Below are 18,873 nucleotides of genomic sequence, written 5' to 3' on the forward strand. Positions count from 1 at the left end.
CCGTCCCGCCGAACCGGCGCGGGAGACCGCTCCGCAACCAGGCCACTACTATCAGTGACCAACCGGGTGGGCAGGGCGACTCGCCGAGCCGCCGCGCGACTCCTCGCAACCCCGCCGGGGCGGATCCGCCCGGGGTGTCGGATCCGAAAAAGTTGCGTGCCACGCAGTCTTGCGCGGCGCGCAGACTTCCGGGGAGAGTGGTGGTCATGACGAAGAGTCAGATCGGTCTGCGGGAACGGAAGAAGGCCGCGACCCGGGAGGCGCTGAGCTGGGCCGCACTGCGCCTGGCGGTGGAACTGGGCCTGGAGAACGTCCGGGTCGAGGACATCGCGGCCGCGGCCGGGGTGTCGCCGCGCACCTACAACAACTACTTCTCCAGCAAGGCCGAGGCCATCGTCTCCCGGCACTGCGACCGCATCCGGCTCGTCGGCGAGGCGCTGAGCGAGCGGCCCGCGGCCGAACCGCTCTGGGAGGCGCTCACCCGGGCCACCCTCGCGCCCTTCGACGGCGCGGCGGAGCAGCCGGACCCGCGGTGGACCGCCGCGGTGCGGCTACTGCTGCGCGAACCGGCCCTCCAGGCCGAGCTGGCCCGCGCCGGCGCGGACGCCGAGGCCGGGCTCACCGCGGCGGTGGCCGCCCGGACCGGGGCCGACCCCGGCGGCCTCCACCCCAGACTGGTCGCCGCCGGCGTCCTGGCCGCGCTCAAGGCGGCCAGCGACGTATGGCTGCGCGCCGACCCGCCGGTACCGCTGCAAACGCTCCTGGCGGAGGCACTGCGGCAGCTGGCGGCCGGCCTCCCCGAACCGTCGTCTTCGTGAACTCACCGTCGCACAGGGGGATTTACCATGACCCACGATGTCATCATCGCCGGCGCCGGCCCGAACGGGCTGATGCTGGCCTGCGAACTGGCGCTGGCCGGAGTCCGGCCGGTGGTGCTGGACCGGCTGGCCGAACGTTCGTCGGAGCAGAAGGCGAACGGGCTGGTCGGCCAGGTGATCCGGCTGCTGGACCACCGCGGCCTGTACGAGCGGCTCGGCGGCCCGGGCGCCCCGGTCCCGGTGCCCCGCTTCGTGTTCGGCGCGTTCCCGCTGGACCTCCGGGAGCTCGACGGCAACCCGCTGTACGCCCTGCCGGTGCCGCAGCACCGGATCGAGCAGGCCCTGGCGGAGCGGGCCCGCGAACTCGGCGTGACCGTGCACCACGGCCGCGAGGTCACCGGCCTGAGCCAGGACGCGGCGGGGGTGACCGTCGAGGTCCTCGGACCGGACGGGCCGGAGCGGCTGCGCGCCCGCTACCTGGTCGGCGCCGACGGCGGCCGCAGCACCGTCCGCAAGCTGGCCGGGATCGGCTTCCCCGGGGTCACCTCGCCCGACCCCGTCGCGCGCATCGCCCACGTGCGCCCGCCCGAGGGGCTGCGGGTGCTCGACACCGGTGAGGTGCTGCTGCCCGGCTGCCCGACGCCGTTCCGCCCGTTCACCCACACCCGCACCGCGCACGGCGTGTTCGTGCTCGCCCCGATGGGCCCGGAACTCGCCATGATGGCCACCATGGAGTGGGCCGGCCCGCCCGTCGACGAGACCGTGCCGGCCACGCTGGACGAACTGCGCGCCAGCGTCCGCCGGGTGACCGGCGCCGACCTGCCGCTCGCCCCGGCCGACACGCCCGGCGCGCACACCCCGCGCCGCCAGGTCGGGCACAACACCCGGCTCGCCGAGCGCTACCGCGAGGGCCGGGTGCTGCTGGTCGGCGACGCCGCGCACGTGCACGCCGCCACCGGCGGTCCGGGCCTCAACCTCGGACTCCAGGACGCCGCGAACCTCGGCTGGAAGCTGGCCTCCGACCTCCAGGGCTGGGCCCCGCCCGGCCTGCTGGACAGCTACCACCGCGAGCGGTACCCCATCGGCGAACGGGTCTTCATGCACTCGCAGGCCCAGATGGCCCTGATGTCCCCGGGCCCGGCCGTCACCGCCCTGCGCGCCCTGTTCGGCGAGCTGCTCGCGTACCAGGACAACCTCGGGCGGATCGCCGCGCTCATGGCGGGCAGCGACGTCCGGTACGACACCGACTGCCCGCACCCGCTCGCCGGCGGCTTCGCGCCGGACCTCCCGCTGACCACCGCCGCCGGCCCCACCCGGCTCGCCGAACTGGCCCGCGGCGGCCGGGCCCTGCTGCTCGACCTCGCGGAGGGCCCGCCACGGCTCGCCGACCTCGCGGCCGGTTGGAAGGGCCGGGTGGACGTGCTCACGGCCGACTGCCCGCAACCGCCCGCCGGCGCGCTGCTGGTACGCCCGGACGGCTACGTCGCCTGGGCCGCCGCTCGCGGGGAGGAGGATCCGGACGGGCTGCTGCGCGCGCTGCACGCCTGGTTCGGCGAACCGGACTCCGCCCGCTGCTGAGCACCCGCACCCGGACGCCCCACCGGCCCCGGTCGGGGCGGCCGGGGCCGGAGGGAGAGAATGGACCGCATGTCCCGACGTCACCCCGCGCCCCGCGCCTCCGCCTCCGTGCCCCGGCTGCTGCCCTCCTCCCCCTGCCCCTGCGGCCTGCCCGCCGCCTACGGCGACTGCTGCGGGCGGCTGCACCGCGGCCAGACGGCGGCCACCACCGCCGAGTCCCTGATGCGCTCGCGGTACAGCGCCTTCGCCGCCCAGGACGAGGCCTACCTGCTGCGCACCTGGCACCCGGACACCCGGCCCGCCGAGGTGGACTTCGACCCGGCGCTGCGCTGGACCGGCCTGGAGGTGGTGGCCACCACCGAGGGCGGCGCCTTCCACGCGGAGGGCACGGTCGCCTTCCGGGCGCACTGGACCGAGGGCCGCGAGCAGGGCGTGCTCACCGAACACAGCCGGTTCGTCCGGCACGAGGGCGCCTGGGTGTACCTCGACGCCCTCTCGCTCGGCTGATCCTCGGGGCCCTCGACGGGCGAACCCCTACAGGTAGTCGTCCAGCCGGCCGAGGGCGAAGCCCTGCGCGGTGACGTCGTTGACGACCTTGCGGAGCAGGTCCGGCATCGAGGCCTTCCAGAGGTCGGTGCCCCGGAAGTGGGTGAGGATGATGTCGCCCGAGTGGAGCTTGCGGTCGTCGTAGCGCCACTCCATGTGGTCCGGGAAGGCCTCCTCGTTCCACAGCGGCACCGCCTGGACCCCGCAGGACGCCGCCGCGCGCAGCGTGTCGTCGTTGTACTCGCCGTACGGGGGCCGGAACAGCCGGGGGCGGACGCCGATCTGCTTCTCCAGCTGGTCCTGCTGACGGCAGATCTCGTCGCGCTGGGCCTCGTAGCCGAGGACCTTCAGGTTGCGGTGGTTGATGGTGTGGTTGTTGATCTCCACCCCCTGGGCGTGCAGGTCGCGGAAGTAGCCGTAGTTCTCGCGGGCCAGGTAGTCGGAAACGTAGGTGCTGAGCGGGATGCCGAGTTCGTCGGCCATCCGGGAGAACTCCGGGTCCTTCTCGGAGCCGTCGTCGACGGTGAGGAAGACCACCTTCTCGTCGGTCGGCACCCGGTAGACCACCGGCGGTCGCCCCTCCTTGAGCTTCACGCCCTGCGACTGGGCGAGCACCGGCCTGGTCGCCGGGCGTGGCGGCGCCTTCAGCGGCGGGGCCTCCAGGCCCCAGCGGTGCGCGGTCTCCAGGGCCGCCCGGGTTTCCGACTCCCGGCGCGCGACCGCCTCGGTGCCGGCCTCCTCCTCCTTGCGGGCCAGGCCCGGCAGCACCGGCAGCGCCTCGGGCGGGCGGCCGACCCCGTGTTCGACGACGGGCACGGCACCCGGCGCGGGCGGGACGACGGCCGGCTGCGCGGGGTCGGCCGGCCCCGCGCAGCCGGCGGCGACGGCGGAGAGGCAGACGGTGGCCAGCAGACCGGTCCGCACACCTGCCCGAGCGCCGGCGCCGCGTCCCTGAATCCCTCTCAAACCCGCATTAATGCGATGATTTGATGATCTGTTCATAGACGCACTGCTCCCCCGCAGCGCACCCCCGCCAACCCCCTCATCACCCGTGCGGGGCAACGACGCGCCGGGCTCCTTGCCCTTCCTTTGCCGAACCGGCCGGGCACCCGAGCCGACCGGGCGGCCGTGCGAAACCCGATTGCGGACCGGGCCCGCGACCACCGATCATGCGCCCATGACCGACACCGCGCCCCGCACCGCCCGCCTCTGGTCCGTCGCCACGGCGGACGTCACCGCACCCGAGGCCCTGGCCCTGCTGCGCGAGTACTACTACGACGTGGCCAACCGCTACTACCGCCTGCACCTCGGCCGCGAAGGCACCCCCGAGGAACTGGAGTCGGGGCTGGCCGGCTCCCCCAGCGACGACCTCGCCGCACCGGACGGCCTCTTCCTGCTCGGCCACTACGACGGCGCGGCCCAGTCCTGCGCCGGGCTGCGCCGACGCGACGCCGACACCGTCGAGCTGACCCGGGTGTTCGTCCGCCCCGGCCTGCGCGGCACCGGCGGCGGCACCCGGCTGCTCGCCGCCGTCGACGAGGCCGCCCGCTCGCTCGGCGCCCGGCGGATCGTCCTCGACACCCGCCTCGACCTGGTCGAGGCCCGCGCGCTCTACACCCGCCACGGCTACCGCGAGATCCCCGCCTACAGCAGCGGCCCGTACGCCCAGATCTGGTACGGCAAGGAGCTGGCCGGCTAACCCGTCCGCGTCAGGGCGGCCGTCAGCTCCGCCGTCGAGGGCGGGTTGGCGCCGGGGCGGGAGACCGTCAGCGCGGCGGCCGTCACCGCCTGGGTGAGGCAGCCGGCGAGGTCGGCGCCGGCCGCGCGGGCGTGCAGGAAAGCCGCCGTGAAGGAGTCCCCGGCGCCGACGGTGTCGGCGACCGGCACCGGAACGGCTGCGGCCCGCGCGTGCCCGCCCCCGGCGGTGAGCGCGAACGCGCCGTCGGCGCCCAGGGTCACCGCGACCACGGCCGGGCCGAGGGCGAGCCAGCGGCGCGCGACCGCCTCCGCGTCCTCACCGGGGTAGAGCCAGGCCAGGTCCTCGTCGCTCGCCTTGACCACGTCGCTCAGTGCCACGCAGCGCTCGACCCGCCGCACGGCCCGCGCCCGCTCACCCATCAGCGCGGGGCGCACGTTCGGGTCGTAACTGATCTGCGCCCGGCCGCGCCACCGCTCGACCAGCGCCAGCACCGCCGCCGCGCCCGGGTCGGTGACCGCCCCGATCGAGCCGAGGTGGATCGCGCCCGGCGCTTCGGCGAGTTCGGTCGGCGGCAACGTCCAGCCGATGTCGAAGGTGTAGCGCGCCCGCCCCTGCCCGTCGAGACGCACCACGGCCGAGGGGGTCCGCGCCACCCCGGCGGCCCGGACCACCACCCCCACCGACTCCAGGTGCGCCCGGATCAGCCGGCCGTTGGCGTCCTCCCCGAGCTGGGTGAGCAGGGTGGCGGGCCGCCCCAACCGGGCCAGGCCGTAGGCGACGTTCGCGGGGCTGCCGCCGGGGTGGACGGTGTCCGGGGCGCCATCCGTGCGGACGATGTCGGCGACGCACTCGCCGATCACCAGAACGTGCGAATCGGGGCTGGTCACGGCGGCTCCTGGCATCCGGTACGCGGGCGTCGTCTCGGCCGCCAGCCTACGGGGTGCGCCCGGGCATGAAGGACGGCCGCCGGACCTGGCCAGGTTCTCCGACGGCCGTGGCCTCGTCCGTCAGGGGGCGAAGCACTTCGAACGTTAGCCAGCGCGCGGCGGCCCCGCCATCGCTGTAGGCCGTCCGGGGGATCCTCGTGTCGACAGCCGTCCGGGCGGCAGCGCCTGGCGGGCGCCCCGGTCCGCTAGGGTCCGTGCCCGGTGCGTCGCGCACGTACCGCCGCCCGGCCCCGCTCCTCACCGGGGCTCCCGAAGCCAGGACTCCCGAAGCCACGAGTCCCCCAGCCAGGCCCCCGAGGCCACGACTCCCGAAGTGCGGTGATCGCCCTGTCCAGGCCCCGTGTCGGCCTCGTCCTCCCGCTCGTGCTCAGTGCGGTGCTGCTGTCCGCCGGCACCCCGGCCGCCACCGCCGCGGACGGCCTCGGCGACCCGGTCTTCCCCTCACTCGGCAACAGCGGGTACGACGCGCTCGCCTACGACCTGTCGTTCGACTACCGCGCCGATACCCGCACGGTCGACGCGACCGCGGTGATCACCGCCCGGCCGTCCCGCACCCTGGCACACCTGGAGCTGGACGCGCTGGGCCTGACCGTGCGCGCCGTCCGGGTCGACGGGCGCCCGGCGGGGTTCGCCTCCCACGACGAGAAGCTGACCATCACCCCGCCCCGGCCCCTGCACCGCGGCACCACCGCGCGGCTGACCGTCGAGTACACCGCCGACCCGCGCGCCAGGCTCCCGCACACCGGCTGGGTCCCGACCCCGGACGGCTTCGCGGTGGCCGGCCAGCCGGACAGCGCGCACACCGTCTTCCCGTGCAACGACCACCCCAGCGACAAGGCCCGGTTCACCATCGCCGTCACCGCGCCCGACGGCCTGCTGGGCGTCGCCAACGGGGAGTTGACGCAGACCGAACGGCTCGGCGACGGCCGGACCACCCGGCGCTACGCCTCCCGCGAGCCGATGGCCACCGAACTGGTGCAGGTCTCCGTCGGGAACTACACCGTCCGCGAGCGCACCGGCCCGCACGGCCTGCCGCTGCGCGACGTCGTCCCGACCGCCCGGGCCGCCGACCTCGAACCCGCCCTGGCGCTCACCGCCGACCAGCTGACCTGGGCCGAGCAGCACCTCGGGCCGTTCCCCTTCGAGACCTACGGCCTCCTGCCGGCCGACACCGACGACCCCGCCGCGTTCGGCTTCACCGGCCTGGAGACCCAGACCCTCACCCTCTACAAGCCGAACTTCCTGCGCCAGCCCGAGTCCGCGATCGGCTCGCACCAGATGCACGAGTTGGTGCACTCCTGGTTCGGCGACAGCGTCTCCCCCGCCAGTTGGGCGGACCTGTGGCTCAACGAGGGGCACGCCGACTACTACGCCCTGGTCTACCGCTACGAGCGCGGCTGGCCGGACGCCTGGGGCCACACCACCCTGGTCGACCGGATGCGGGCCCTCTACGGCCTCGGCGACCAGTGGCGGCACGACTCCGGACCGGTCGCCGCTCCCAGCGCCGCCAAGCTCTTCGACAGCCAGCGCTACACCGGCGGCGCGCTGGTGCTGTTCGCGCTGCGCGAGCGGGTCGACGCCGAGACCTTCGACCGGATCGAGCGCACCTTCCTGCGCGAGCACCGGTACGGCACCGCCACCACCCGGGACTACCTGCGCACCGCCTCCGAGGTCTCCGGCCAGGACCTCTCCGGCTTCCTCACCGACTGGCTGTACGGGCTGCGCACCCCGCCGATGCCCGGCCACCCCGACTGGACGGTCACCCCGGTGACCTCGGACCCGGCGGCCGCCGCCCGCGGTGTCCCCACCGAGGCGCCGCACGGCTCCGGGACGCTCTGACCCACCGCCACCCGGTCGGCCCGGTCCGTGGGTCCGCCGCCCCCTGCGTCCCACCCGTACGCCCCTGGCGCGCCGCATCGTGCGCCCGGACGCCCCGTGAGCGCCTCTGGCCGGACGGGCCCGACGCGGCCATCGTGGTGCCCACGGCCCGCCCGCCGCCCGGCCGAGTCCCGGCCGGCTCGCGGGCCGTCCAACCTCCCCGCGCCGGCCGGCCGAAAATCCCCGTGCCCGGAAGACAACCCGAAACACCGTCCAGCACGTTCATCAGCTGTGAGTAGGACACCACGATCGCGGCCCAGCAGGCCGCCACGGCTGACAGGGACGACACGGACACCATGGCGGGGACGGCGGGATGAGGGATGGCACACCGGACTTCGAGGAGTTCGTCTCCGCCTGCGGCCCGAAGATGCTGCGGGTGGCCTGGCTGTTGACCGGCGACCCGCACCAGGCGGAGGATCTGCTGCAGACCGCGCTCGCCAAGATCTGGCCCAAATGGGACCGGATCTCCATCGACCGGCCCGAGGCCTACCTGCGCAAGGTGCTGGTCAACTGCAACGTCTCCTGGTGGCGCCGCCGCTGGACCGGCGAACTGCCGCACGGCGAACTGCCGGAGCCGCCGCCGGCGAGCGCGGACCCGTACGAAGGGGTGGTGCTCGGAGAGGTGGTCGCCCAGGCCGTCCGCGCCCTGCCGCCGCGCCAGCGGGCCGTGGTGGTGCTGCGCTTCTTCGAGGACCTCAGCGTCGAGGAGACCGCCGAGGTCCTGGGCTGCAGCACCGGCACGGTCAAGAGCCAGACGCACCGCGCGCTCGCCGCGCTGCGCGGCCGGCTGCCGGCCCGGGAACTGCTGCTGGCGGGGGGACCCCGTGATCGGTACTGACCTGCTGGACCCGGACGACCCGAGGCCGGACGGCGGTGAGGGCGAGGAGCTGCGGATCCTGCTCCACCAGGCCGTACCGGAGCTCGCCACGCCCGAGGACCGGATGGAACGGGTGCGCGCCCGCGCCATCGGCACCCGGCGCCGACGGCGGGCCGCCGGGCTCGGGGCCGGACTGACCGCCGGGCTGGTCGCCACGGCGCTGGCCGCCGCGCCCGCGATCGCGCCCACGCCGGAGCGCGGAGTGGGCGCGGGACTGGGGACGGCTGCGGGACCGGGGGTGACCGGACCGGCCGAAACGGTGCCGGGCGGGGTACCGCCCGCTCCGACGATCGGCCCCAGCGCGACACCGACCACGATGCCGACGCCCGGATCGCAGGTCCACTTCTCGTCGTACCCGAACCTGGCGCTCGACCTGCCGAGCGGCTGGTACAGCCAGAGCACCTTCAACGGCGACCCCCGGAACGGCATCGGCTACCTGGCCACCGGGCCGATCAGCCCCACGTCCCCCTGCCGGACGGCGGGCATCGCCTGCCCGTCCAACACGCTGCTGCCCGTCGGCGGCGCCCTCCTCTCCCTCCGGCTGGTGGACCAACCGGACCTGGTCGGGAAGTTCACCAGCTCATTGGCCGTCACCTCCGACATCACGCTCGACAAGGAATGCCTCACACGCGGCGGCACCCGAGAGCTCATCGGCCATCGGGCCGTCGCCCGGACCGGCACGCTGGTGCTGATCCAGCTGACGGCCTGCCTGCGGGAGCCGTCGCACGTGACGATCCAGCAGGTACAGCAGGTGCTGGACTCGATCCGGACCTCCGAGGGGAACACTCCCTCCTCGACCACGACCCGCTGAGGACCGTCCGGGCCGACCTGGCCGACCCGGCCGACCTGGGCTCAGTGTCAGTGGCTCCTGCTAGCGTCCCGAGCACGATCAGAGAACGGGGGTCCTCTCATGGATGGCGAGCGGCGACGGGTAGCTGCCGGGGGCTGCGACCGGTGGACGGCGCGGTGGTACGGCGCGGGCGGCGGGGCGGCCCTGCGCGGTGCGGACGCCCGGCCGATCACCGGCGGGCTGATACCCGGGGTCGGGTCGGTCTCCTCGGGTGCCGCCGGGCGGGCGTTCCACCGGTCCTGACGCGGCCGTGACACGGCGGTGCGGGCCCGGTGCCGTGCCGGGCCCGCACCGGGCGGTTCAGTACCGGGCGGGTCAGTACCGCAGGACGGCCGCGATGTGGCCGCGGGCGTCGAGTTCGCCGGTGGGGACGAACTGCACCTTGGCGCCGGTGTCGAGGGCGCGCTCCACGATCTCGTCGACCATGTCCTCGCGGACGTCGGGCTCACCGGCCGCCGCCGGGACGAGGTGGTTGTCGGTCACCCGGACGGGCTGCCAGTAGTCCTCCTCCACCGCGACCAGCGCGGCGCGGCCCTCGGCGACGGTCTGCCAGACCTCGTCGATGCCGGCGGCCAGGCCCTTCACGCCCTGGGCCTGGTCGAGGCGCTCGTGCAACTCGGTGACGGCCTTGCTGCCCTGCTCGGCGACCGTGGACCGGACGGCTTCGGCCACCGCGGCGGCGGCGTGGCCGAGGCCGCCGTGCGAGACCTGGGCGGTGGCCCGCTTGGCAGCGGTGCCGACCTCGTCGAGCAGGGAGATCGCGGCGGCCTCGCCGAGCACGTACAGCGGGCGGTTGTCGGCCTCCAGCACGGCGGCCAGCGCGGTGTCGGCCGAACGCAGGAAGCGGCGGGTCTCCTCGTCGCGGAAGGTGCTCGGTACATCCCCGATCCGCTCCTGGCGCTCGACGTCCCAGTCCGGCCGGACCTGGTCGAGCGGGAAGGCGGCACCCGTGTGCTCGGCCAGGTGCGCCCCGCTGCCGCTGAACAGGGCGACCCGGTCGGCGGCGACGGTCAGCACCCAGTAGGGCGCACCGGCGGTGTAGGCGGAGACCAGGTTGCGGGTCAGGAAGGTTTCGGACAGCACGACCCGGGAGGGCACCGGGCGCGGCAGGGACCACACCTGGTGCTCACCGGGGGCGGCGTAGATCACCAGGCCGTCCTCGGCGTGCACGAGGTCGACCTCGGTGAGCGCGCGGTCCAGCTGCTCGACGACGTCCAGCCGGTCGGCCCGGCTGACCGCCTCGTCGGCGTGCAGCCGGTTCTTCGCCTCGGCGACGAGGTTGCGCAGGCGGACCGGGTCCTGGGTGTTGTCGGGCTCGCTGCGGTGGGTGGGCAGCAGAACGGAGACGGCCGGGTAGCGCCGGGGGCGGCGCAGCTCGGCGAGGACGGCTGGCGTGAGCTCGGCTGCGTGCATCGGGTGCCCTTCGTGTCGCGGTGGGGGGTCCTGGTCGATGAGACCGACGTCGATGAGACCGAAAGTGTGGTGATTCAACCGATTTGCCGGAATCATTCCCGACCCCTCCCCATCCCACCGCCCTCCCACGCCTCCCGCCACCGGAAAAGGCCCGGGGCCCGACAGCCCGTCCGGGGCCCGCGGCGCCACCGTTCGGCCGACCGGCCGTCACCGGGCTGCGGCTGTGCCGCGGCCCCGGCCGCACGGCCACGGACGAGGGAATCCGCCGCCGTCCTCGTAACCCGCCCGGCGGATCGTCGTTGGACCCGCCATGAAGAAGCGCAGCATGCTCGCCGTCGCCTCGCTCGCCGTGGGTTTCGTGGCCTCGCTCACCGCACCGAGTGCGCACGCCAGTGCCGTCGGGGGGCAGGACGGACTGTCCGGGTCGCTGACCAGCGCGCCGGACGCGTTGCCGGGGCAGGTCGGGGACGCGGGCGGTGTGGTCGGGGAGGCGACCGGGTACGTGACGGGCTCGGCCGACGGACTGGTCGGTGTCACCCCCGCCTAGCTCGCGGCAGCGCGACAACGCGGCGGTACAACGGTGCTGCGGTACGACGGTGCTGCGGTGCGGTGTCAGGACAGCGGGGAGCCGAGGTCCTGGGTCCAGTAGGTGCCGGCGGGGCCGGTGGCCAGACCGACGCCGACGTCCTTGAAGCCGCAGTCCAGCATGTTGGTCTGGTGGATGCCGCCGTCCATCCAGTGGGCGACCACCGTGGCGGGGGACGTCGGCCCCCGGTCGAGGTTCTCGCCCCACTGGGACCAGCGGTAGCCGACGGCCGTCAGCCGGGCGTCGGTACGGACGCCGTCCGGGTTGACGTGGTCGAAGAAGCCACGGGCGACCATGTCGTCGGCGTGCTTCTGGGCGGCCGCGTGCAGCCGCGGGTCGATCCGCAGGGGGGCGCAGCCCGCCTTGCCGCGTTCGACGTTGACGAGGTCGACGAGTTGGCGCTCCGGGCTGGGCGGCGGCGGGGCCACCGACCGGGTGGCGGTGGGTGACGGCGTCGCCGTCGGTGTCTCGCTGGGGGTCGGCGTGGGCGTGGCCGACAGGGTGACCGGGGCGGCGGCCGGGGTCGCGGGGGGCACCGGGGCGACGGGAGCGGCGGCCGGGGTGGTGGGTACGGGGGTCGCCTCCCTCGGGGTGTCGGCGGGGTGCGACCAGACCAGGGCGAGGGTGGTGACGGTCACCACCGCCACCGCACCGCTCGCCAGGACGGCCTTGCGCGCGGCGGTCCCGGCCCAGCCCGCATGGGTGCTCGCGGCGGTCGGGGCGGTGGTGGCGACGGTGGCCGCGGTGTGCTGGAAGTGCAGCAGCGCGGGCGATCCGAGCGGGATCGGCACCAGGGCGAGGCCGGCCAGCAGTCCTTCGGCGGGGAAGAGGTCACGGCCGAGGCGGTCGCAGGTGGCGCAGCCGCGGATGTGGCGGGCGATGCGCTTGCGCCACACGGAGTTGGGGGTGCCGTCGAAACCGGTGGTGACGTCGGCGAGTTCGGGGCAGCGCGGGTAGGCGCCGAGGGCGCGGACGACGATCCGGCCGGCTTCGAGCTGCTTCTTCATCCGCTGCACGCGGACGGCGGTGTGCTGCGGGGTCAGGTCGAGGGCTTCGGCCAGTTCGGCGCGGGTGAGTTCGCCGCTGGCCTCCAACCACCAGAGGGCGAGGAGTTCGCGGTCGTCGGGGTCGAGCCAGCGGGTGGCCTCGGCGACTTCCCGGCGCTGGCCGGAGAGGCCGAGGCGCAGGACGGTGAGGTCGGTGAAGTCGGCCCTGGGGTCGGCGAGTTCCCAGGTCTCGTCGAGGCCCCCGACGGTGGGCTGCTGCTGGCCGGCGGCGTGGCGACGACGGATCTGGTTCATCGTGATGGCGACCAGCCAGGAGCGGAAGGACTCCGGCTCGCGCAGCCCGTCCAGGCCGTCCAGGGCGCGGATCATGGTCTCCTGGGCGACGTCGTCGACGTCGGCGTGACCGTCCAGGGCGCGCCCGGCGACGTTGTAGACGAGCGGCAGCCAGGCGGCGACCAGCGCCTCCTGGGCCTGCCGGTCGCCCGCCTGGGCCGCGCGTACCAGGGTGGTCCCGGTCCTGTTCTGCACGTCAGCGTTCATGGTCCGCACTCCGTCTTGCCGTGTTCCGTTCGCCGCTGCCTCCTCGGAGACCTGTGGTGAGTGATCAGATAACAACAATTTGCGCGGAATCGGAAAACGGACCCTGCCGGAGGGCCGGTCAGGCCGGGGCGGCGAAGACCTGGGTCCACCAGGGGCCGCCGGAACCGGTCCGCACACCGACCCCGAGCTGCTTGAACGCGCAGTTCAGGATGTTCGCACGGTGACCGGGGCTGTTCATCCAGGAATCCATCACCGCGGCCGGGTCCTTCTGGCCGCGGGCGATGTTCTCGCCCCAGGTGCTCCAGCGGTAGCCGGTCACCTCGATGCGGTGGTCGGCGTGGTCGCCGTCGGGGCTGGCGTGGTCGAAGTAGTTGCGGTCCGCCATGTCGTCGCTGTGCGACTGGGCGGCGCCGGCCAGCCGGGGCTCGGCGCTGACCGGGCCGCAGCCGGCCTTGGCGCGTTCGACGTTGACCAGGTCGACGACCTGCTGGGCGGAGGAGGGCGCGGCGCCGCCGCCGACCGGGGTGGGCGCCGAGGCGCTCGTGGGGGCGGGGGCACCGGTGCGCTGCGCGGCGGCCGGGGTGCCGGCGGACTTGGCGGGAGCGGTCACGGGCGTGCTCGGGCTCGGCCTCCCGGTGGCCGTCCGGGTCGGCGTCGCGGTCGCCGGGGCCGTCGGGGACGCCGGGGCGGCGGGGGTGGTCGCGGCGGCACTGGTCGGGGCCGGTGCCGGGTCGGTGGCGGCCGGGGTGACCGGCGGCGCGGCGACGTCGGGGCCCGCTCCCCCGGCGCCGGGGACCTGGATGCCGTCGTGGGTGCCGGCCTCGGCTGCTATCAGGGCGGCGTCCGCCGCCAGCGCCTGGCCGGTGGCGTCCCGGTCGGCCTGCTTGCCACCGTAGGCCGCGTAGCCGGCGCCGACCAGGGCGGCGAGCAGTCCGGTGCCGGCCACGGCGGCGGCGACGGCGGCGACCGGGCCGACCGGACCGCGCCGTCCGGCCCGGCGGGCCCGGCCTCCGGGGCGTTCCGCGTGCCGCTGGGCGGCCCGGCGCGCGGCGCGGCCGCCGGGTCGGCCGGAGGCTCCGCTCCGTGCACCGCTCTCGGCACCGTTCGCCGGGAGGATGGTCGTCCTGTCGTCGCTGTTCACGTGCCCACGCTTTCTGTCCGGGTCGGCGGGTCGGGTGCCGACACCTGGGAGACCACCCGGCGACGCCCCGATAACAGAAAGTCCGAACGAATGTCCGGCGGCAGGGCCGCGGGCCCGGCCGCGGCCGGGCCCGGGGCCCGCTCCCGAGGCACGCCCTCAGGCCGCCCGGCCGCGGGTCACGGGGCGTCCGGGGCCATGTCGTAGGTGACGAACATGGTCCGGGTGGCGACCTGGTCGTACTTGCTGCGGGCGCGGTGGTTGTCGTCGGCGGTGATCCAGCGGACGGTGTTCCAGCCGCGCTCGGCGGCGATCGCCCGCAGCCGGGCCAGCAGCTGGTCCACCGCGCCGCCGCCGCGCACCTCGGGCGCGACGAACAGGTCGTCGAGGAAGCCTCCGACCGCGCCGTGCAGGGGGCGGGCGAACGGGCGGTAGTGGGCGAGTCCGACCGGCGTGCCGTCGCCGCCGCGGACCAGCAGGCCCTCCAGTTCGTGGTCCGGGTCGTGGAGCCAGGACCAGACCAGTTCGGCCTTCTCCTCCGGCATCGGCAGCCGGTAGAACGCGCAGTAGCCGCGGAAGAGTTCGCGCCAGGCGGGGTAGTCGGCGCGCTCCGGCGCGCCGACGCTCCAGCGGGTCGTGGTGGTCAACTCGGTCTCCCTCGATCGGGCGGGCGGGCCCCGGGGTCGCCGGGCCGCGGTGTGGCGCCAGCATGACGGGCCGTCGGCTCCGCGCCGAGCTCCACCACGGCCAAGACCGGCCGCCCGCGCACTCCACTCCGGCACGGTACGGGCGCACCGCCCGCCGTGCGGTGGCCGGTCGGGTGGCCGATCCTGGACGCCCGGCCACGCACCACCCGAGGAGCGCCATGCGGCTGCGGCACCTGGCCCAGACGTCCCGCGCCGTCGCCGCCGAGCCCGGACGGCGGGCCAAGACGGCGCTGCTCGCGGACTGCCTGCGCGCACTGGGCCCGGCCGAGGCCCCGGCGGCCGTGGGCCTGCTGTCGGGCGAGTCGCGGCGGCTGCGCACCGGCGTCGGCCCGGCGGGCCTGCGCGACCTGCCGCCGCCCGCCGCCGAGGCCTCGCTCGACGTCCGGGAGACCGAACGGGAGCTGGAGCGGATCGCCGGGGTGCACGGGCCCGGCGCGCAGGCCGAGCGGCGGCGGCTGCTGGCCGGGCTGTTCGCCCGGGCGACCGAGGTCGAGCAGGCGTTCCTGCGCGCGGTGCTGGTCGGCGAGCTGCGCCAGGGCGCGCTGGACGCGCTGGTCGGCGACGCCGTCGCCCAGGCGGCCGGGGTGCCCGCGGCGGCGGTGCGCCGGGCGCTGATGTTCCGCGGCTCCGCCCGGGCGGTGGCGGAGGCGGCGCTGACCGGCGGGGCGCCCGCGCTGGCCGCGTTCCGGCTGGAGGTGGGCCGGGCGGTGCGGCCGATGCTGGCCGCCTCCGCGCCCGACGTGGCCTCGGCGCTGGAGCGCACCGGCCCGGCCGCCCTGGAGTGGAAGCTGGACGGCGTCCGGGTGCAGGTGCACCGGGACGGCGCGGAGGTCGCGGTGTTCACCCGCGGCCTGGACGACATCACCACGCGCGTCCCCGAGGTGGCCGAGGCGGCGCTCGCGCTGCCGCTGCGCTCGGCGGTGCTGGACGGCGAGGCGATCGTGCTCGGGCCCGACGGGCGGCCGCGCCCGTTCCAGGAGACCGCCGCGCGCACCGCCTCCCGGCGGGATCCGGAGCGGCTGCGCGCCGAAGTCCCGCTCAGCGCCTTCTTCTTCGACCTGCTGCACCGGGACGGCGAGGACCTGGTGGACCGCCCCGGCCGGGAGCGGTGGGCGGCGCTGGACGAGGCGGTGCCGGAGGGCCTGCGGGTGCCCCGCACCGAGACCGGGGACGGCGAGCGGGCACTGGCGTTCTTCCGCGAGACCCTGGCCCGCGGTCACGAGGGCGTCCTGGTCAAGGACCCGGCGGCCGGGTACGCGGCCGGGCGGCGCGGCGCCGGCTGGATCAAGGTGAAGCCCCGGCACACCCTGGACCTGGTGGTGCTGGCCGCCGAGTGGGGCAGCGGCCGGCGGCGCGGCCTCCTCAGCAATCTGCACCTGGGCGCCCGGGCGGCGGGCGAGCCCGGGCTGGGCCCGTGGGTGATGCTCGGCAAGACCTTCAAGGGCCTCACCGACGAGACGCTCGCCTGGCAGACCGCCGAACTCCTCGCCCGCGAGAGCGGGCGGGACGACTGGACGGTGCGGGTCCGGCCGGAGCTGGTCGTCGAGATCGCCTTCGACGGTCTCCAGCGCAGCCCCCGCTACCCGGCGGGGCTGGCCCTGCGGTTCGCCCGGGTGGTGCGCTACCGGCCGGACAAGAGCGCCTCCGAGGCCGACACCGTCGCCACCGTCCGGGAGATTGCCGCCGCCGAGGGGCTGTGAGCCGTCCTTTGGCGGAGTAACGTCAATTTCAAACCCCCTTTGCGGCGACGCTGGACCGGCTCCGACCCGAATCGGCCATTCTGGACGATCCCCGCATCGCCCCTCCGTGGACGCAAGGGTGACGGTTAGGTTGGCAATGACAACGAGAGGCGGCCGCCGGACGCCCGGCGCCGCACTGGCGAGAGGTGCTCGACCATGAAGGTGAGCGTCGACCGGGACCGCTGCTGCAGCTCCGGGATGTGCGTCCTGAACGCTCCGGAGATCTTCGACCAGGACGAGCAGGACAGTCTGGTGGTCCTCCGTCAGACCGAGTTCAAGCCCCCGCAGTTCGCCGTGCTGAGGCTCGCCGCCGAGCTCTGCCCGGGCGGCGCGATCACCGTCACCGAGGAGGACTCCGCCGAGGACGCCGGCTGACGCTCCCGCCGGCTCCCGACGGTCCCCCGCCCGCGCCGACCCCGGCCACCGTGACGACCGCCGCTCCCGGCCGCCGTCGCGCGAACCGTCGGCCCCGGCGCCACCCCACCCACCCGAGGACATTGCGACGCAAGGAGACCCCACCTTGACGAGCACACCCACCGCCCGGACCTTCCCGATGCCCGCCCCGCGCGACGCCGGCTGTCCGTTCAGCCCGCCGCCCGCCTACACCGAGGCCGCCGCGACGGCGCCCATCACCCGCGCCGCCCTGCCCGACGGCGAGTCCTGCTGGCTGGCCACCGGCTACGCCGAGGTCCGCACCATCCTGTCCGACCGCCGGTTCAGCGCGGACGCCCGCCACCAGGGGTTCCCGATGCTGGTGCCCGGCCGCCGGGAAGCCCTCCTCGCCAACCCGAGCTTCCTGCGGCTCGACGACCCCGAGCACGCCCGGCAGCGCCGGATGGTCACCGGCGACTTCCTGGTCAAGCGGGTCGAGGCGATGCGCCCCGGCATCCAGCAGATCGTCGACGAGGCGCTCGACCGGATGACCGACGGCCGGACCGAGGCCGACCTGGTCGCCGACTTCGCGCTGCCCGTCCCCTCGCTGGTGATCTGCCTGCTGCTCGGCGTCCCGTACGAGGACCGGGACCGCTTCCAGGGCCTCAGCCGGACCCTGCTCAACAAGCACAGCTCGGCCGAGGAGGTTCAGGCCGCCTCGGACGAACTGCGCGAGTACCTCGGCGGCCTGGCCGCCCGCAAGCGGGAGGAGCCGGGCGACGACATCCTCAGCCGGCTCGCCGTCCGGGACGACCTCACGCCGGGCGAGGTCGCCACGACCGGCATCCTGCTGCTGATAGCCGGGCACGAGACGACCGCGAACATGATCTCGCTCTCCACCGCCCTGCTCCTCGACCAGCCCGAGCAGATCGCCAGGCTGGCCGACCCGGCCGCGCTGCCCGGCGCCGTCGAGGAACTGCTGCGCCACCTGACCATCGTGGACCACGGCCTGCCCCGGGTCGCGCTGGAGGACGTCGAGCTGGGCGGCACCGTGATCAGGGCCGGGGAGGGCGTGATCGCGCTGATCTCCACCGCCAACCAGGACGAGGAGATGTTCGGCGGCGCCGACCTGCGGCCGGCCGACCAGCTCGACCTCGACCGGGACGCCCGGCGGCACATGGCCTTCGGCTTCGGCGTGCACCAGTGCCTCGGGCAGCCGCTCGCCCGCGCCGAGCTCCAGATCGCCCTGGCCACCCTGTTCCGGCGGCTGCCCGGCCTGCGGCCGGCGGCCACCGGGGAGGGCCGGAAGTTCCGCTCGGAGGCGTTCATCTACGGAATGCGGTCGCTGCCCGTCACCTGGTGACGGCTGTCGGACGGAGGGCGGGGCCGGCCGACGACCAGGGCGTCGTGTCTGGCAACGCGCGCCCGGCGGGAATTGTCAGACCCGCCCTAGCCCGTTCGGCTGGCCCCGGGGCCGGGGCGGGGGCAGGCTGGGGGGTGAGAGACAGACCCGGCCCTGCCGCACCCCGGCTCGGAGCGCGCCCGGACCGGCCGAGGAGACGGAGCCCGCCATGACCGACATGAGCGAACGGGCCGGGATGAGCACGGACCGTGACGAGGACGTCCGCGCCGCGGATCCCGAAGAGGGCATCACCTCGATGCAGAACCTGCACGCGCAGGACACCTCCCAGGCGGAGGGCGAGCCCACCCTGGAGGAGTCCGGTCCGGACCGCTGAACAGCTGTGAGCACCCGACCGCCCGGTGGGACCGGGCGGTCTTCGCGACCGCAGGTGTCGCTGCCCGGGCAGCGACTCACCGGCGGGGGAGGATAAGCGCATGACCGAACACGATCAAAACGGCAGGCAGGCCCGACCGCCCGTCGACCCGCGCACGTCGTGGGCGACCTGGACCACGCAGTCGATCATCAGCGGACCCGGCGGGGTCACCACCACCGAGATCGGCCCCATCTCCGGCGACCTCACCGTGCACACCACCTGGGTGGACGGCGAGGCCCGGCTCACCGTCCAGTACACCGGCGCCTTGGACTGGTACACGGTGACCGGCAGCCCCGTCCCGGCGGCGGACGAGACCACCGCGCGGGCGATACACCAGGCGATGGTGAACGGCGTCAAGGCCGGCCGGGGCGCGGCCGCCCCGGCCCCGCCGGACAGGCCCTAG

At 75.2% G+C, this 18,873-nt stretch carries 19 protein-coding genes; 13 read left to right on the forward strand and 6 right to left on the reverse strand.

Annotated elements, in window-relative coordinates:
* Window positions 1-206 precede the first annotated feature (206 nt).
* The 3 genes from AB0O19_RS22930 (at window position 207) to AB0O19_RS22940 (ending at window position 2,903) form a co-directional block, all read left to right on the forward strand.
* Window positions 207-818 (forward strand): TetR family transcriptional regulator, encoded by a 612-nt coding sequence (locus AB0O19_RS22930; RefSeq protein ID WP_363621872.1) that lies wholly within the window; start codon window positions 207-209, stop codon window positions 816-818.
* A gap of 27 nt (window positions 819-845) precedes the next feature.
* Entirely contained in the window at window positions 846-2,396 is a 1,551-nt protein-coding gene (locus AB0O19_RS22935; RefSeq protein WP_363621874.1) for an FAD-dependent monooxygenase, read from the forward strand.
* A gap of 69 nt (window positions 2,397-2,465) precedes the next feature.
* Entirely contained in the window at window positions 2,466-2,903 is a 438-nt protein-coding gene (locus AB0O19_RS22940; protein ID WP_363621876.1) for a YchJ family metal-binding protein, read from the forward strand.
* A 27-nt stretch (window positions 2,904-2,930) separates the two neighbouring features.
* Here the strand turns inward: AB0O19_RS22940 and AB0O19_RS22945 are convergent, their stop codons facing one another.
* On the reverse strand, window positions 2,931-3,866 hold the full coding sequence (locus tag AB0O19_RS22945; RefSeq protein ID WP_363621878.1) for a polysaccharide deacetylase family protein: 936 nt from the start codon (window positions 3,864-3,866) through the stop codon (window positions 2,931-2,933).
* A gap of 253 nt (window positions 3,867-4,119) precedes the next feature.
* Between AB0O19_RS22945 and AB0O19_RS22950 the strand changes: the two genes are divergently transcribed.
* Window positions 4,120-4,641, forward strand: a complete 522-nt coding sequence (locus tag AB0O19_RS22950; RefSeq protein ID WP_363621880.1) for a GNAT family N-acetyltransferase — start codon at window positions 4,120-4,122, stop codon at window positions 4,639-4,641.
* Here the strand turns inward: AB0O19_RS22950 and AB0O19_RS22955 are convergent.
* Entirely contained in the window at window positions 4,638-5,528 is an 891-nt protein-coding gene (locus AB0O19_RS22955) for a carbohydrate kinase (protein WP_363621882.1), read from the reverse strand. The two genes, AB0O19_RS22950 and AB0O19_RS22955, sit on opposite strands and share 4 nt — an antisense overlap.
* A 378-nt stretch (window positions 5,529-5,906) precedes the next feature.
* Between AB0O19_RS22955 and AB0O19_RS22960 the strand changes: the two genes are divergently transcribed.
* The 3 genes from AB0O19_RS22960 to AB0O19_RS22970 all read left to right on the forward strand — a co-directional run bounded on the left by AB0O19_RS22960 (window position 5,907) and on the right by AB0O19_RS22970 (window position 9,154).
* The gene (locus AB0O19_RS22960) at window positions 5,907-7,427 is read left to right on the forward strand and encodes a M1 family metallopeptidase (RefSeq protein WP_363621884.1); all 1,521 of its coding nucleotides are present in this window, start codon (window positions 5,907-5,909) and stop codon (window positions 7,425-7,427) included.
* Between the two features lie 352 nt (window positions 7,428-7,779).
* On the forward strand, window positions 7,780-8,304 hold the full coding sequence (locus AB0O19_RS22965) for a SigE family RNA polymerase sigma factor (RefSeq protein ID WP_363585614.1): 525 nt from the start codon (window positions 7,780-7,782) through the stop codon (window positions 8,302-8,304).
* Window positions 8,291-9,154, forward strand: coding sequence for a hypothetical protein (locus tag AB0O19_RS22970; protein ID WP_363621886.1), 864 nt, complete (start codon window positions 8,291-8,293; stop codon window positions 9,152-9,154). The genes AB0O19_RS22965 and AB0O19_RS22970 overlap by 14 nt, the downstream gene beginning before the upstream one ends.
* 354 nt (window positions 9,155-9,508) lie before the next feature.
* Here the strand turns inward: AB0O19_RS22970 and AB0O19_RS22975 are convergent, their stop codons facing one another.
* Window positions 9,509-10,606: a chemotaxis protein gene (locus tag AB0O19_RS22975; protein WP_363621888.1), complete on the reverse strand. Its 1,098-nt coding sequence runs from the start codon at window positions 10,604-10,606 to the stop codon at window positions 9,509-9,511.
* 310 nt (window positions 10,607-10,916) lie between these two features.
* Here AB0O19_RS22975 and AB0O19_RS22980 point away from each other — a divergent pair, with 310 nt between their 5' ends.
* Window positions 10,917-11,153, forward strand: a complete 237-nt coding sequence (locus AB0O19_RS22980) for a hypothetical protein (RefSeq protein WP_363585617.1) — start codon at window positions 10,917-10,919, stop codon at window positions 11,151-11,153.
* A gap of 65 nt (window positions 11,154-11,218) precedes the next feature.
* On the opposite strand, the gene AB0O19_RS22985 is transcribed toward AB0O19_RS22980, so the two are convergent.
* The 3 genes from AB0O19_RS22985 to AB0O19_RS22995 form a co-directional block, all read right to left on the reverse strand.
* Entirely contained in the window at window positions 11,219-12,739 is a 1,521-nt protein-coding gene (locus AB0O19_RS22985; RefSeq protein ID WP_363621890.1) for a sigma-70 family RNA polymerase sigma factor, read from the reverse strand.
* Window positions 12,740-12,857: 118 nt separating this feature from the next.
* A complete protein-coding gene (locus AB0O19_RS22990) occupies window positions 12,858-13,880 on the reverse strand; it encodes a CAP domain-containing protein (protein ID WP_363621892.1) in 1,023 nt (340 codons plus the stop codon).
* 176 nt (window positions 13,881-14,056) lie between these two features.
* Complete coding sequence (locus tag AB0O19_RS22995) at window positions 14,057-14,524, reverse strand: GNAT family N-acetyltransferase (RefSeq protein WP_363621894.1); 468 nt, start codon at window positions 14,522-14,524, stop codon at window positions 14,057-14,059.
* A gap of 218 nt (window positions 14,525-14,742) precedes the next feature.
* Here AB0O19_RS22995 and AB0O19_RS23000 point away from each other — a divergent pair, with 218 nt between their 5' ends.
* The 5 genes from AB0O19_RS23000 (at window position 14,743) to AB0O19_RS23020 (ending at window position 18,873) form a co-directional block, all read left to right on the forward strand.
* On the forward strand, window positions 14,743-16,284 hold the full coding sequence (locus tag AB0O19_RS23000) for an ATP-dependent DNA ligase (protein ID WP_363621896.1): 1,542 nt from the start codon (window positions 14,743-14,745) through the stop codon (window positions 16,282-16,284).
* 195 nt (window positions 16,285-16,479) lie between these two features.
* On the forward strand, window positions 16,480-16,698 hold the full coding sequence (locus AB0O19_RS23005; RefSeq protein WP_363587319.1) for a ferredoxin: 219 nt from the start codon (window positions 16,480-16,482) through the stop codon (window positions 16,696-16,698).
* A gap of 178 nt (window positions 16,699-16,876) precedes the next feature.
* Complete coding sequence (locus AB0O19_RS23010; RefSeq protein WP_363621963.1) at window positions 16,877-18,058, forward strand: cytochrome P450; 1,182 nt, start codon at window positions 16,877-16,879, stop codon at window positions 18,056-18,058.
* Between the two features lie 208 nt (window positions 18,059-18,266).
* Window positions 18,267-18,431: a hypothetical protein gene (locus AB0O19_RS23015; protein ID WP_363621898.1), complete on the forward strand. Its 165-nt coding sequence runs from the start codon at window positions 18,267-18,269 to the stop codon at window positions 18,429-18,431.
* 100 nt (window positions 18,432-18,531) lie between these two features.
* Complete coding sequence (locus AB0O19_RS23020) at window positions 18,532-18,873, forward strand: hypothetical protein (protein WP_363587318.1); 342 nt, start codon at window positions 18,532-18,534, stop codon at window positions 18,871-18,873.

Source organism: Kitasatospora sp. NPDC091276 (genome assembly GCF_040684355.1).
Classification (GTDB): Bacteria; Actinomycetota; Actinomycetes; order Streptomycetales; family Streptomycetaceae; genus Kitasatospora.

Bases quoted from the DNA above. Each gene is read 5' to 3' on its own strand.
- AB0O19_RS23005 (WP_363587319.1), top strand. From the start codon at position 16,480: ATGAAGGTGAGCGTCGACCGGGACCGCTGCTGCAGCTCCGGGATGTGC.
- AB0O19_RS22935 (WP_363621874.1), top strand. From the start codon at position 846: ATGACCCACGATGTCATCATCGCCGGCGCCGGCCCGAACGGGCTGATG.
- AB0O19_RS22975 (WP_363621888.1), bottom strand. From the start codon at position 10,606: ATGCACGCAGCCGAGCTCACGCCAGCCGTCCTCGCCGAGCTGCGCCGC.
- AB0O19_RS22965 (WP_363585614.1), top strand. From the start codon at position 7,780: ATGAGGGATGGCACACCGGACTTCGAGGAGTTCGTCTCCGCCTGCGGC.
- AB0O19_RS23020 (WP_363587318.1), top strand. From the start codon at position 18,532: ATGACCGAACACGATCAAAACGGCAGGCAGGCCCGACCGCCCGTCGAC.
- AB0O19_RS22950 (WP_363621880.1), top strand. From the start codon at position 4,120: ATGACCGACACCGCGCCCCGCACCGCCCGCCTCTGGTCCGTCGCCACG.
- AB0O19_RS22985 (WP_363621890.1), bottom strand. From the start codon at position 12,739: ATGAACGCTGACGTGCAGAACAGGACCGGGACCACCCTGGTACGCGCG.
- AB0O19_RS23010 (WP_363621963.1), top strand. From the start codon at position 16,877: ATGCCCGCCCCGCGCGACGCCGGCTGTCCGTTCAGCCCGCCGCCCGCC.
- AB0O19_RS22980 (WP_363585617.1), top strand. From the start codon at position 10,917: ATGAAGAAGCGCAGCATGCTCGCCGTCGCCTCGCTCGCCGTGGGTTTC.
- AB0O19_RS22930 (WP_363621872.1), top strand. From the start codon at position 207: ATGACGAAGAGTCAGATCGGTCTGCGGGAACGGAAGAAGGCCGCGACC.
- AB0O19_RS23015 (WP_363621898.1), top strand. From the start codon at position 18,267: ATGACCGACATGAGCGAACGGGCCGGGATGAGCACGGACCGTGACGAG.
- AB0O19_RS23000 (WP_363621896.1), top strand. From the start codon at position 14,743: ATGCGGCTGCGGCACCTGGCCCAGACGTCCCGCGCCGTCGCCGCCGAG.
- AB0O19_RS22940 (WP_363621876.1), top strand. From the start codon at position 2,466: ATGTCCCGACGTCACCCCGCGCCCCGCGCCTCCGCCTCCGTGCCCCGG.